The sequence below is a fragment of the Chromobacterium sp. CV08 genome, from assembly GCF_051129845.1.
GTDB lineage: Bacteria > Pseudomonadota > Gammaproteobacteria > Burkholderiales > Chromobacteriaceae > Chromobacterium.
The window spans coordinates 3,531,446-3,545,104 of the sequence record NZ_CP150453.1 but is presented as its reverse complement, the minus strand read 5'-3'; the positions used below and the strand labels follow the sequence as shown (position 1 = coordinate 3,545,104).

At 73.5% G+C, this 13,659-nt stretch carries 3 protein-coding genes; all 3 read right to left on the bottom strand.

Translation table 11 applies throughout. The features are described 5' to 3' along the window. Nucleotides 1-55: 55 nt before the first annotated feature. From WNM05_RS16270 to WNM05_RS16260, 3 genes are read right to left on the bottom strand one after another with little or no spacing between them, the layout of a single operon-like run. Nucleotides 56-1,771: a PfaD family polyunsaturated fatty acid/polyketide biosynthesis protein gene (locus tag WNM05_RS16270; protein WP_434628783.1), complete on the bottom strand. Its 1,716-nt coding sequence runs from the start codon at nt 1,769-1,771 to the stop codon at nt 56-58. Beyond that, the gene (locus WNM05_RS16265) at nt 1,768-7,251 is read right to left on the bottom strand and encodes a beta-ketoacyl synthase N-terminal-like domain-containing protein (protein WP_434628781.1); all 5,484 of its coding nucleotides are present in this window, start codon (nt 7,249-7,251) and stop codon (nt 1,768-1,770) included. The genes WNM05_RS16270 and WNM05_RS16265 overlap by 4 nt, the downstream gene beginning before the upstream one ends. Nucleotides 7,252-7,277: 26 nt before the next feature. After that, on the bottom strand, nt 7,278-13,595 hold the full coding sequence (locus WNM05_RS16260; protein ID WP_434628779.1) for an SDR family NAD(P)-dependent oxidoreductase: 6,318 nt from the start codon (nt 13,593-13,595) through the stop codon (nt 7,278-7,280). Nucleotides 13,596-13,659 lie beyond the last annotated feature (64 nt).

The window sequence follows — 13,659 nt, the reverse complement described above, 5'->3', positions numbered from 1 at the left end:
TGAATCTGTGCGGGGCCGCCCCGGCGCGGCGCGAAGTCCGGCCGGGGCGGCTGCCTTACTGTGCCGATGGCATGTCAACTTTCTTGGCTGATACCATTTTGCATAATTGTGTCGCCAGTGTCTCTATCGTCGGGTAGTTCCAGATCAGCGTCGGCGACAGCTTCAACGCCAGCCGCTTCTCCAGCCGGGTGAGGATCAGCAGCGCGCGGGTGGAGTCCAGCGTGTAGCTTTCGAAGGTGCGGCGCGGATCGATGTCGTCCGGCGAAAGATCCAGCTGGGAGGCGATCTGCTCCATCAGCCACTCCTGGATGTCCTCGGCCGAGAATGAGGCCGGCGGCGCGGCCGCCGGGGCCGGCTCCGGCCGCAAAGCCTGCGGCGGCGGGGCTTGCACGGCAGGGGCGGCGGGCGCGGCCGGCGCCGGCCGCGACAGCGTTTGCGCCGCCGCCTGCATCAGCGCGTCGGCCACCGCGGCCGCCCGGCGCGCGGCCGGGTCGGCGAACGGCGTGCCGGCCGCCCAGGCGTTGAAGGCGCCCATCGCCGGTCCGCACCAGACCTGGTAGTCCAGCGTCCGCTCCGGCGCGCCCTGTATCGCCCAGCGCGACGACTGGCCTAAATACCAGCGGAACACCAGGCCCATCAGCACTTTCGGTTCGCGGCTGGCCTGCTCGGCGAGCGCCGGATTGCGCTGCTGCCAGAAAGCCAGCGTCTCGGCCTCCACCGCGGCGAGCGGCTGGCGGAACAGCTGCTGTTCCAGCCGCGCCAGGTCGGCCGGCGGGATCGCCTGCAGCGACGGGTGGGCGCGGTACAGCTCGGCCAGCTGCGCGCCGCGCACGGCGAACAGCGTGCCGCGCTTGAGCACCTGCACCTGCACGCCCAGTTCGAACATGTCGGCGGCCGGGGCCATGGTCACGTCGGCCAGGTCGGCGTCGGCCAGCAGCTTGCGCACCGCCGGCGAGGTGGCGGATTCGACGCAGGCCTGGTTGACCGAGCCGGTGACGACGTAGTCGGCGCCCATCGCGAAGGCGGCGGCGATGGCCGCCGGGGTGCTGATGCCGCCGGCCGCGCCGAGGCCGACCCGCGCCGCGGCGGGGAAGACCTCGGCCACGCGGCGGCGCAGCAGCGCCAGCGCCGGCAGCGCGCAGACCAGCGACTGGCGGTCGGTGTGGCCGCCGGAGTCGGCCTCGACGGTGACGTCGTCGGCCACCGGCAGCAGCCGGGCGGCCGCCGCTTCCTGCGCGCTCAGCTCGCCCGCCGCCTGCAGCGCGTCCAGGATGGCGTCCGGCGCCGGGCGGAAGAAGGGCTCGGCGACCTCGCGGCGCGACACCTTGGCGATCACGCGCTGGCGCGCCACCGCATTGCCCGCGTCGTCGAGGCGGGCGCCCTTGGCGCGATACAGCACGATGGCCGGGCTCAGTGCCATGAAGGCCGAGGCCTCGATGGTCTCCACGCCGTGGCGCAGGTAGAGGTCGACCAGCGCGCGCTCCAGCGCCGGATCGTCCGGGGTGTGGATCAGGTTGAAGCACAGCGGCTTGCCGGGCAGCTCGGCGCGCAGACGGGCGATGGCGTCGCCGACCCGTTCCAGGCTGAGGCCGGCGGCGCCGAAGCTGGCCAGGCAGCCGGCGCGGCTCAGCGCGATCACCAGTTCTTCGCCGGCGATGCCGTTGGCCATCGCGCCGGCCATATAGGCCAGGCGCAGTCCGTGGCGCTGGCGGAAGGCGGCGCTGCCCAGTTGCTCGGCGCCGCGGGCGATGGGGGAGGAGGCCTGGTTCATAGTGCCGCTCCCTGGGTTTGCGCCGCGACGGCCGCGGCTTGCGGCAACGCCGGCTGGCCGGTCAGCCGTATGCCCAGTCCTTCGACCCGGCCCATCACGCGGCCGTTGTCCACCAGGTCGATGTCGGCGATCAGGTAGGGTTCCGGCGTCATGCCGATTTCGACGATGTCGGCGCGGTAGGTGAAGGTCTGGTTCTGCGGCAGCACCTGGGCGCGGAAGCGCACCAGCGACGGGCGGTGCGGCAGCGGCTGGAAGCGCGCGCCGGTGACGGCGGTCTGCAGGCCCAGCGACAGCGCGTAGATCTGCAGCAGCTGGAAGGCGCCCTCCATCATGCACGGGCCGGGGAAGATGGGATCGTCCTTGAAGTGGGCGCGTATCGCCCAGTGTTGCGGGTTCACCTGGAATTCGGCCTCGCAGCCGCCCAGGCCGTGGGCGCCGCCGGCCGGTTCGATGCTGGTGACGCGGTCGATGAACTGGATGGCCGCCGGCGGCAGGCGCAGCGACGGGTTGCGGCCGCCGCTGGCGTGTGCCGGCGACAGCACCTGGGCGATCTCGCCGCGCGAGATCGCCAGCAGGTCGGCGCCGTCCAGCGAGCGGCGCGGCGGCGCCAGCGGCGGCGTGAAGGCGGTTTGCGTCACCTTGCGCGGGGTGCGGTGCTGGTCGGTGATGCCGGCGCCCTTGCTCAGTTCCTCGTAGGTGAAGAAGCCGGCGGTGCAATGGTCTATCTTCAGCGCCGGGCGGCCGTCCACGCTTGCCAGGAAGTCGGTCTTGAACAAGGTGGCTTCGCCGTTGCGGAAGGACTGGGTGATGTGGATGTCGTACTCGACGCACTGGCCGGCCTGCGGCATCGCATCCAGATAGGTCAGCTGCGCGTCCAGCCAGCGGTAGGCGCGGTTGCCGCGGTTTTCAAAGTCTATGCCCAGCCAGCCGACCAGGAACAGCACGCCCTGGGCGTCCAGCGACAGATAGGAGACCTGGCCGTCCACGGCGTTCCAGGCCGGCTTCGGGATGTCGTACTCGGTGCGGATGCGGCTGTCCTCCAGCTTGCCGTAGGTGCCGGACAGCGCGGTGACGCGGCTGACGGCCATGAACGGCGCACCGGGCACCCGCACGCGGCGCGGCAGCCGGTCGATTTCGGCGAACTTCGGTCCCAGCACGTTGGCGACGCGCCCTTCGGCGAATTCCATGATGTCGCCTTCGTTGAACAGCGGCGGGCGTTTCGGCGCGGCGGCCGGGTCGGCGGCGGGCTTGCCGGCCAGCAGGTTGGCGAGCGAGGCGTGGCTGGCGGCCAGTTCGGCGCGGTGCCGTTCGGCTTGCTCTGTCAGTTGTCGCAGCGCGGCGTCGGCCGGCTGGGCGGTCTGGGTCGGGATGGTGGTCATATCGCTTGCGGGTTCGAGGGTTGGCGTTTTCGACGGACGGGCCAGCGCCTGGTCCAGGCCCTGCTTGCGCAGCGCCTCCGCCAGCGTGGCGGCGATCGGCGGGCGGCAGAACGTCAGGTCCTTGAGCAGGGCCGGCTTTTTCTCTTCGGGCTTGACGCGCAGCGCGGCGGCCAGGTCCAGCGGCACGCGCTGGGCCACCAGCAGCGCCAGCAGCTTGGCCAGCATCGCGGCGTCGTCCTGGTCGCGACGGGCCAGCGCGAAGGCGGCGTGCGGGCGGTCGCGCAGCGTCTTGCCTATCCAGCGGCTGCAGTTGCCGCCGGGGCCCAGCTCGAGGAACAGCCGCGCGCCTTGCGCGTAGGCCCGGTCCACCAGCGCCGGGAAGTCCAGCGGCGAAACCAGATCGTCGGCGACGCGTTCGGCCACCGCGTCCGGCGTCCAGGCGGCGGGGGCGCCGCCGGCGAACAGCAGGCCTTCCGGGCGGGCGCCCAGCTGGGCGGTGAAACGCCCGGCGATGACGGCGCGCTCGCGCTCGGCCGGCGCGCAATGCATGGCCAGGCTGTCCGGCGCCGGCACCGCTTCCGCGCCCAGGCGCTGCAGGATGCGGTCGCAGGCGGCGCGTTCGCCGACCAGGGTCACTTCATCCGGCGAGTTGATCAGGCTGACGTAGGCGCGGGTCTCCTGTCTGGCGGCCTCGACCACGTCGGCCGCGGGGGCCAGTACCAGGTAGTTGACCCAGTCCACCGGCTGGTCGTCGGCCAGCTGCCAGGCCTCGCGCACCGCCTGCTTGTCGCCGGACAGGCGGGTCAGCGAGCCGTCCAGCTCCTGCAGGCGCTCCAGCCAGGCGTCGCCCGGCGTCCAGGCGCCGCTGGCGAACATCATCGTGGCCTGTCCCAGGCTGTGGCCGAAACTGAACGCCGGCTTCAGGCCGACGCGCTCGGTCAGCAAGGTGGTGTACAGCCAGCCTGACAGGATGCCGGCGTTGATCAGCGCGGGGTTGTCCTGCAGCAGCGCCTCCTCGGCCTGCATCCGGCCTTCGGCGTCCAGCGGCGCCAGCCGGCGCGGGTACAGTTGTTCGCTGCGCATGGTGGCGGCGGCGTCGCGGTGGGCGGCGGACAGGCGCTCGCCGGCCAGCGGCTCCAGCTGGGCGACGCGGGCGGCGAGGCCGGTGAAGGCGGTGTTCAGCGCCGAATAGACGAAGGCCACCTTGCCGTCCCGGCCCAAAGGCGCGGGGCAGAAGCGGCTGCCGCGAGGCGATTGCCAGTCGGCCTGCGCCTTGGGCAGCTGCGCCAGCGCGGCGCGGGCCTCCTCCAGCAGGCCGGCGGCGTTGTCTGCCACCAGCGCCAGCGCCAGCGGCGCCTGCGCATCGTGGGCCAGCACGGCGGCGCGGCACAGCGCGGCGGCGTCGGCGCCCGGTTTTTCCAGCTCGGCGATCCGGGCGGCCAGTTGCGCCAGCAGCGCGTCGCGGTCGGCCGCGGCCAGCGGCAGCAGCAGCGGCAGGGCCGGTTCCACCGCCTTGTTGGCGATGTCCGCCGGCGTTTCCGCCAACAGCGCCTGGGCCGAGCTGCCGTCGTCGTCGCGCGCCAGGACCGCGGCGAGGCGTCGGCCGTCGGCCGGGCGGAACCAGGGGCGGGCGTCGGTCGGCACATAGGCGTGCCGCTCTTCCAGGCCGGCCGGGATCCGGGCGCCGTTCCAGCCGGCCCAGGCCGGCAGGCTGCGCCCGCTCAGGCTCAGCGCGGCGTGCAGCACGCCCAGCAGCGGGGCGGTCATCCGGGTGTGGCCGAACACGGCGGCGGCGCTGGACAGCGCCGGGCGGCCGGCGAGCAGGTCGGCGGACGGCAGTTCGCCGGCGCTTTCCACCAGGCCGGCGCAGGCGGCGTCCTGGCCTATGCCGGCGCGTATGGCCGCGGCGGCGGCCTGCGCCGATTCGCCGAAGCCGGCGCCGCGCCATTCGGCGTAGGCGGCGCGGCCTTGCGCGCGCACCGTGTCGGCCGGTTCCAGCACCAGCGCGCACGCGCCTTCGCCGACCGGGGCGGAGATGTCGGCGCCGCAGGCCTGACGGACCATCAGGTTTTCAATCGCGCCGGCCAGGTCGATGGCGCCGACCAGCACCGCGTCGGCCTCGCCTTCGGCCAGCAGGCGCCGGCCCAGCTCCATCGCGCGCAGCGCGCCGGTTTCGTCGCCGGTCAGCATGAAGGCGGGGCCGGAGAAGTCCCAGGTGGCGGCGATGCGGCTGGCCAGCAGGCTGCCGACGTAGCTGAGCATCACCACCGCGTCCACCGGATTGTGCAGCGATTCGCGCACCGCCTGGGTCAGACCGCGGCGCTCTTCGTCGCTGAGCTGGAAGCCGGCGGCGTCCAGGCTGTCCTCCAGCCGCCAGCTGGATTCCCAGCGCGCCATCAGCCGGTGGCCGCTGTGGTCCATCGCGCTGGCGACGATGACGGCGGTGCGGCTGCCCGGCGCGATGCCGGCGTCGCGCAGCGCGGCGTCGCCGACCGACAGCATCAGCAACTGCTGCGGATACATGCGCGAGATGTCGTTCGGCGGCACCCGCAGCTTCAGCGCGTCGATGGCGACGCGGTCGAGGTAGGCCCCTTGCGGCGCCGGGAACGGCATGCCGGCGTGGCGGCCTTCCGGCAGCGGCCGCAGCCGCGGCTGGCCGGCGGCCAGCGCGCGCGCCACCGCGTCGAGGTCGGGGCAGTCGCCTATCGCCGCGCCCAGGCCGGTGAGCAGCGCGGCGTCGCCGCGGCGGCGCGACGGCGCCGTTTCCGGCGCGGCCTGGCCGGGGCCGTCGACGATCAGATGGGCGTTGACACCGCCGAAGCCGAAGGCGTTGATCGCGGCGCGCTTGTGCGCGCCCGGCCACGGGACGGCCTGGGTCACGATGTCCGGCGTGCCGGCGATGTCGCGCGACAGCGGCTTCTCGATGCCGACGGTGGCCGGGATCACGCCGTGGCGCATCGCCAGCAGCGTCTTGACCAGGCCGGCGATGCCGGCGGCCGTCAGCAGGTGGCCGACATTGGACTTGACCGAGCCCACCGGCTGGTTTTCGCCGAACACCCGCGCCACGGTTTCCAGCTCCACCCGGTCGCCGAGCTTGGTGCCGGTGGCGTGGCATTCGACGTAGGCGACGGTGTCCGGCGAGATGCCGGTCTGTTCGTAGGCGCGGTCGCAGGCCAGTTTCTGGCCCTTGGGGTTCGGCGCGGTCAGGGTCTGGCCGCGGCCGTCGCTGGACAGGCCCATGCCGCGTATCGTGCCGTATACCGTCGAGCGGTGGGTGTCCGGACGGCGCAGCACCAGCGCCATCGCGCCGTCCGCCGGGGCGACGCCGTCGGAGTCGGCGTCGAACGGGCGGTTGGACGTGCCGTCGGGCAGCGCCTGGGTGGCGGCGAAGCCGAAGTTGGCGAACAGGGTGTCGAAGCCGTTGGCCGCCACCACCAGCATCGCGTCCGCCTCGCCGGAGGCGATGTGCATCGCGGCCAGGTGGATCGCGTACAGCGAGGTGGCGCAGGCGGCGTCTATCGCGTAGCGCGGGCCGCCGAGGCCCAGCGCGCGGGCGGTCAGCGTGGTGATGCCGCCCGACACGCGCGCCGATTCGGGGTGGGTGCCGCTCAGCGTGCGGCCGGCGGTCAGCCGCAGCGGGTGGCCGGGCGCCGCCTCGGCGAAGGCGCTGGCCAGCGCTTCGTCGTACAGCGGGCGGGTGATGGCGTCGCTGGCGGAACTGGCGGCCCAGGCGTAGCTGCCCAGAACCATGCCCACTCGCCCGAGGTCTTCACCCCACAGGCCGGCGTCGCGCAGCGCGTTGCGGCCTACCTGCAGCGGCCATTGGATGCAGATATCCTGCGCGGCCAACAGATCGGCCGGCAGCAGGAAGCCGCTGGCGTCGAAGGCATAGCCGCGCGGCTTGGCCAGTTCGATGCTGGAGCTCTGGTCGGCCACGCCGCGGCCGGGGCCGAGGAAGCGGGTGGGGTCCACGCCCCAGTCGGCTTCGTCGGCATTGCGGATCGAGCGCTTGCCGGCCAGCAGGTTTTGCCAGAATCCATCGACGCTGTCGGCGTCCGGCACCAGGCAGGCGACGCCTGTGATATCCAGTGGAAACATCATATGCATTACTCCCTGTTTGCGTCCGTTCAAGCCTGGTAGGCCGGGGCGCGGCGGCCGTGGTCGGCCTGTTGGTCTGTTGTCGAGTTGTCGGCCGGCATCACGTCGCCGACCACGAACTGGAAGCCGCCCGCTTGCCTGCCGCTCAGCGCCGCACTGAACACCGCGGCGCCGTCGGCGATCGGCAGCAGGCCGACGCCGCGCTCGGCGAACATCTGGCGCAGCGCCGGGGTTACCATGCCGCCTTCCCACGGACCCCAGGCCAGCGACACCACGCGGCCGCCGGTCTGGCGCGGCAGGTGGAAGGCCAGCTTGCTGAGCGCCTCGTTGGCCATCGCGTAATCGGACTGGCCGAAGTTGCCGGAGTAGCCGGCGGTGGACGAGAACAGCGCGATGCGGGCCGGCGGCGCGTCGCGCAACGCCTCCAGCAGCGTCAGGAAGCCGTCCAGCTTCGGCCGGAACACGGTTTCGATGTCGGCGGCGGTCTTGTCGGCGATGCGGCGATCGGCCAGGGCGCCGGCGCCGTGCACCAGCGCGGCCACGCGGCCGTGGCGGGCGGTCAGCTCGCCGATGGCGGCGCGGGTGGCCTCGACGTCGCCGAGGTCCAGCGGCAGATAGGTGGCCCGCGCGCCGGAATCGGCCAGCGCGCGCAGCGTGGCACGGACTTCACGGGCGGCCTGCACCGCGCGGCAGCTGTCTTCCAGCTGGCGCGGCGTCGGGCTCTGCCCGGCGGCGCGCAGATGCTGCAGCGCCTTGCTCTTCAGCGCGGCGCTGTCGTCGACGCCGACGGCCCAGGCCGGATCGCTTTCCAGCAGAGCGGTGCGGCCGATCAGCACGAAATGGGCCGGCACCTGGCGCGCCAGCGCCCGCACGCAGTGCGAGGTGACGCCGCGGGCGCCGCCGGTGACCAGCACCAGTTCGCCGGCGCGCAGCGGCGGCAGCTCGGCGCCGACGGCTTCTGCGCCGGGGGCCGCGCAGTCCAGCGTCCAGCGGCCTTGTTCGTCCCAGCCGGTTTCCGCCGCGTCGGACGCGGCGTCGGCCAGTTCCTGCAGCAGGCGCTCTGCGGCCAGGGCCGCGGGCAGCTGCGGCGCCAGGTCGACGAAGCGGGCGGCCACGCCCGGCACTTCGTGGCGCAGCGTCTTGACCAGGCCGGCGAGGCCGCCGGCCACCGGGTCGCCGTCGGCGGCGCCCGCCGTGCCCAGCCGGCCGTCCAGGCGGGCGACCGCCAGCAGCGCGCTGCGGCGGTTCAGCCACGGCAGCAGCTGGCGGGCGGCGAGCAGCGCCTGGCCCAGGCGTTGGCGGCTGGCCCGGCGCTGGTCCTGCGCTTGCAGCAGCACGACGGCGGCCGGCGTGCCGTTGGCGGTTTCAATCGCTTCCAGCGCGTCGGCCAGCTGTTCCGGGCCGGCTTCGACCACCGGCGTCTGGCCGGCGGGGCGGACCGGGGCGCCTGCGCGCATCCAGCCGTTCCAGTGCAGGGCGACCGGGCGGTAGCCGGCGCGCGCCAGCTGGTCCACCGTTTCGGCCGCCAGTTCGCTGCCGTCGCCTATCACCAGCACGACCTTGCCGGCATGGCTGTCGCCATGCGGCTGCGGCGGGGCCAGCGGTACCGCGACCACCGGCAGAGCCTGCCACGGCGAGGCCGGCGCCTGCGCCGGTACCGGGGCCGGGGCCTGTTCGGCGTAGCCGCCGAGCAGCGCGGCGATCTCGGCCAGCGTGGCGGCGCTGCGCAGCTCGTCGCTGGCGGAGGCCGAGGCGACGCCGAGCGCGTCGCGGACGCTGGAGAGGATTTCGACGCGCTTGATCGAGTCGACGCCGAGGTCGGCCTCGAGGCGCATGTCCAGCGACAGCATGTCGACCGGGTAGCCGGTCTTGTCGGCGACGGTGGCCAGCAGCAGCCGGCTGATGTCGGCCGACGGCGCGGCGGCGGGCGGGGCCTGGACCGCGGGAGGCTGGACCGGCTGGGCCGGAGCGGCCGCGTGGGCCGGCGCCGGTTCGGCGTAGCCGCCGAGCAGCGCGGCGATCTCGGCCAGCGTGGCGGCGCTGCGCAGCTCGTCGCTGGCGGAGGCCGAGGCGACGCCGAGCGCGTCGCGGACGCTGGAGAGGATTTCGACGCGCTTGATCGAGTCGACGCCGAGGTCGGCCTCGAGACGCATGTCCAGCGACAGCATGTCGACCGGGTAGCCGGTCTTGTCGGCGACGGTGGCCAGCAGCAGCCGGCTGATGTCGGCCGACGGCGCGGCGGCCGGTGCCTGGGCCGCGGGAGCCTGGACAGGCTGGGCCGGAGCGGCCGCTTGGGCCGGCGCCGGGGCCGGTTCGGCGTAGCCGCCGAGCAGCGAGGCGATCTCGGCCAGCGTGGCGGCGCTGCGCAGCTCGTCGCTGGCGGAGGCCGAGGCGACGCCGAGCGCGTCGCGGACGCTGGAGAGGATTTCGACGCGCTTGATCGAGTCGACGCCGAGGTCGGCCTCGAGACGCATGTCCAGCGACAGCATGTCGACCGGGTAGCCGGTCTTGTCGGCGACGGTGGCCAGCAGCAGCCGGCTGATCCCGGCCGACGGCGCGGCGGCCGGCGCCTGGGCCGCGGTAGCCTGGACCGGCTGGGCCGGAGCGGCCGCTTGGGCCGGGGCCGGTTCGGCGTAGCCGCCGAGCAGCGCGGCGATTTCGGCCAACGTGGCGGCGCTGCGCAGCTCGTCGCTGGCGGAGGCCGAGGCGACGCCCAGGGCGTCGCGGACGCTGGAGAGGATTTCGACGCGCTTGATCGAGTCGACGCCGAGGTCGGCCTCGAGACGCATGTCCAGCGACAGCATGTCGACCGGGTAGCCGGTCTTGTCGGCGACGGTGGCCAGCAGCAGCCGGCTGATGTCGGCCGACGGCGCGGCGGCCGGCGCCTGGACCGAGGGAGCCTGGACCGGCTGGGCCGGAGCGGCCGCGTGGGCCGGGGCCGGGGCCGGTTCGGCGTAGCCGCCGAGCAGCGCGGCGATTTCGGCCAGCGTGGCGGCGCTGCGCAGCTCGTCGCTGGCGGAGGCCGAGGCGACGCCGAGCGCGTCGCGGACGCTGGAGAGGATTTCGACGCGCTTGATCGAGTCGACGCCGAGGTCGGCCTCGAGACGCATGTCCAGCGACAGCATGTCGACCGGGTAGCCGGTCTTGTCGGCGACGGTGGCCAGCAGCAGCCGGCTGATCCCGGCCGACGGCGCGGCCGGAGCGGGAGCGGGAACCGGGGCGACCGCCGGCGCCGGAGCGACGGCGGCGGGCGCCGGCTGGGCGGGAGCGGGCTGCGGTGCCGGGTTCGCGGCCGCCGGGCGCTGGCTGTCGAGGAAGGCCTGGTGCAGCGCGAGCACCTTGTCCTGGGCGCGGCGGATTTCGGCCAGCACCTCCGGCGCCGGCTGGCGCTCGGCCAGCAGGCGAGCCAGCTCGGCCTGCTGCTGCAGGAAGCCCTGGTGCACCTGGGCCAGCAACTGGGCGCCGTCGGACGCGGGTTCGGAAACCGCGGCCGGCTGAGCGGCGGCCGGGGCGGCGGTTTTGTCGACTACCGGCCAGGCCGGTTGATTGGCGGTGCGGATGATATGGGCTCCTACTTGTATCGACAGCGGGCTGGCCGCCGGTTTGCGCGGGACCGGCGAGGCCAGGCGCATCGCCTGTCCCAGCACGGCGAGCCGCAGGATCGCTTCCTGGATTTGCCGGCCGTCGTCGCCGGCCGGGTCGTGCGCCACCGGCAGGGCGATGTGGGCCCTGTCGCCGAGGATGTCGCCGACCATGCGGGTGAGGATGGCGCGCGGGCCGATCTCGACGAAGATCCGTCCGCCGGCCTGGTAGGCGGCCTCGATCTGCTGCTGGAAGCGCACCGCCTTGAACGGCTGCTGCGCCAGCAGCGAGCGTATGCCTTCGCCGTCCGCCGGGTAGGGCTGGGCGTTCAGATTGGCCAGCACCGGCATCGAGGGCGCCTGCAGCCGGATGTCGCGCAGCGCCGCCTGCCACGGCGCGGAGGCGTAGCCGACGTGGCTGGTGTGGAAGGCGGCGGCCACGGCGATGCGGGTCGCCTGGATGCCGTGGCGGGCCAGTTCGGCGATCGCATGCTCCAGCGCGGCGGCGTCGCCGCCGGCGACGGTCTGCTTCGGGCTGTTGTGATTGGCCAGCTGGAGGCCGGGCAGCTCAGCGGCCAGCGCCTGCAGCCGTTCGGCCGACGCCTGGATGGCGATCATGCCGCCGGCGTCGGCGCCGGCCGGCGGGGTCAGCGCGTCGCCGCGGGAGAGCACCGCTGCGCGGTAGCCGGCGTCGTCGAACACGCCGGCCGCCCACAACGCGCTCAATTCGCCGAAGCTGTGGCCCAGGGCCATCCGCGGCTGGAAGCCGGCGTCGCGCAGCACAGAATAGGCGGCCATGCTGTAGGCGCCGATCGCGGTCTGCGCATACAGGGTGTGGGTCAGCGCGGCGCGCTGGGCTTCGGCGCGTTCGGCGCTGAAGGTGTCGGGCGCGAAGATCAGCTGCGACACCGGGGTGAAGCCGCGCGCGCGGCCGGCCTCGTCGAAGGCTTCGAAGTATTGGCGGACCTGCGGCTGGTCTATCAGCAGGCGCGCGCCCATGCCCACCGTCTGCGAGCCCTGGCCGCTGAACACCGCGACCACCTCGCCTTCCACCGCCCGGCGGCGGTAGTGGACGCCGGCGGGCAGCGACCAGGCGTCCTGATCGGGCCGTTTGTCCAGCATGTCGGCGGCGCTGTTCAGCAAGTCGGGCGCGGCGTCCAGCGAGCGCGGCAGCAGGCCGACGCGGGCGGCGCCGGCCGGCGGCGGCGCGTCGGGCCACAGCGGCGCGCCGTGGTCGCCGGCCAGCAGGCGGCCGGCCAGTTCGCGGCAGCGCTGCGCCAGCTCGGCCGGAGTGCCGGCGTAGAGCAGGATGGGCGCGGACGCGTTGTGGCTGGGGGCCGGGTGGGCGGCCCGGTGTTCCTCGACCGCGACGTGCAGGTTGGCGCCGCCGAAGCCGAACACGCTGACGCCGGCGCGGCGCGGACCGTCGGCCGGGGCCGGCCACGGCTTGGCGCGGCGCGGCAGGTAGAAGGCGCCGTCCTGTTTCAGCCGGGCGTTCGGCGCCTGCACGTTCAGCGTGGCCGGAATCACCTTGTGGTACAGCGCCAGCATGACCTTGATCAGGCTGGCCGCGCCGGCCGCCGCCTTGGTGTGGCCGATCTGGGCCTTGACGCTGCCCAGCGCGATCGGCGCCGGGGCGTCGCCCAGCACCGCTTCCAGCGATTCTATCTCGACCGCGTCGCCGACGACGGTGCCGGTGGCGTGCGCTTCGATCAGGCCGACCGAGCGAGGGTCGAAGCCGGCGTCGGCGTAGGCGGCGTGCAGCGCGCGTACCTGGCCTTCGCTGCGCGGCGCGTAGATGGCGCCGCCGGCGGCGTCGGTGGACGCGCCGAGGCCGCGGATCACGCCGTAGATGCGGTCGCCGTCCGCCTCGGCGTCCTCCAGCCGCTTCAGCACCAGCATGCCTACGCCTTCGGAAATCATCGTGCCGTCGGCGCCGGCGTCGAAGGAACGCACCTTGCCGGTCTTGGACAGGGCCGGCGTCTTGCTGAAGCTGAGAAAGGCGACGTTGGAGTTGTCGGTGTCGACCCCGCCGGTGACCATGATGTCGGCGGCGCCGCTGCGCAGTTCCTGGCAGGCCAGCCTGACCGCGGCCAGCGAGCTGGCGCAGGCGGCGTCGACGGTGTGGCTGGCGGCGCCCAGGCCGAAGCGGTTGGCGACGCGGCCGGCGACGACATTGGCCAGGAAGCCGGGGAAGGTGTCCTCGGTCCAGCTGGGGTAGTGGCTGCGCATCGCGCGCGCCACGCTGTCTATCAGGCCGTCGTCGACGCCGGCCTGACGCAGCGTGTCTATCCATTTGGGGATTTCGCTGCGCTTGGCCATTTCCAGCGTCAGCTTCATCGTGGTGCCGGACACGCCGAGCACGATGCCGGAGCGACTGTTGGGCAGCTTGCGGCCGGGGCCGTTCGGGTCCGGATTGTAGCCGGCGTCGAGCAGCGCCTGCCGTCCCACCGCCAGCGCGTACAGCTGGGCGGCGTCGGTGGAGCTGAGGGTGTTGGGCGGCAGGCCGAACAGCAGCGGGTCGAACGCCAGGTCGGGCACGAAGCCGCCGCGGTCGGAGTAGGTGCGGTCCGGCGCGGCGGGATCGGCGTCGAAATATTCCGCCAGCGGCCAGCGGCTCGACGGAACCCGCTCCAGGCAGTCGGTTTCGTTGAGGATGTTGGTCCAGTAGTCGCTCAGGCTGTTGGACTTGGGCATCAGGGCGGCCAGGCCTATCACCGCTATCGGGGCGGCATGGTGGTTGCGGGGCGGAGGATTGCTAGACATGTCCATTTCTCTTGTGTAATTGGGAAAGTGCCGTTTTTTAGTCTGGGTGCTGCCTGGATCGGGT

What these genes read in the sequence shown, in the direction of transcription:
- WNM05_RS16270 (WP_434628783.1), bottom strand. Translation starts at nt 1,771, where the DNA reads ATGAACCAGGCCTCCTCCCCCATCGCCCGCGGCGCCGAGCAACTGGGC.
- WNM05_RS16265 (WP_434628781.1), bottom strand. Translation starts at nt 7,251, where the DNA reads ATGATGTTTCCACTGGATATCACAGGCGTCGCCTGCCTGGTGCCGGAC.
- WNM05_RS16260 (WP_434628779.1), bottom strand. Translation starts at nt 13,595, where the DNA reads ATGTCTAGCAATCCTCCGCCCCGCAACCACCATGCCGCCCCGATAGCG.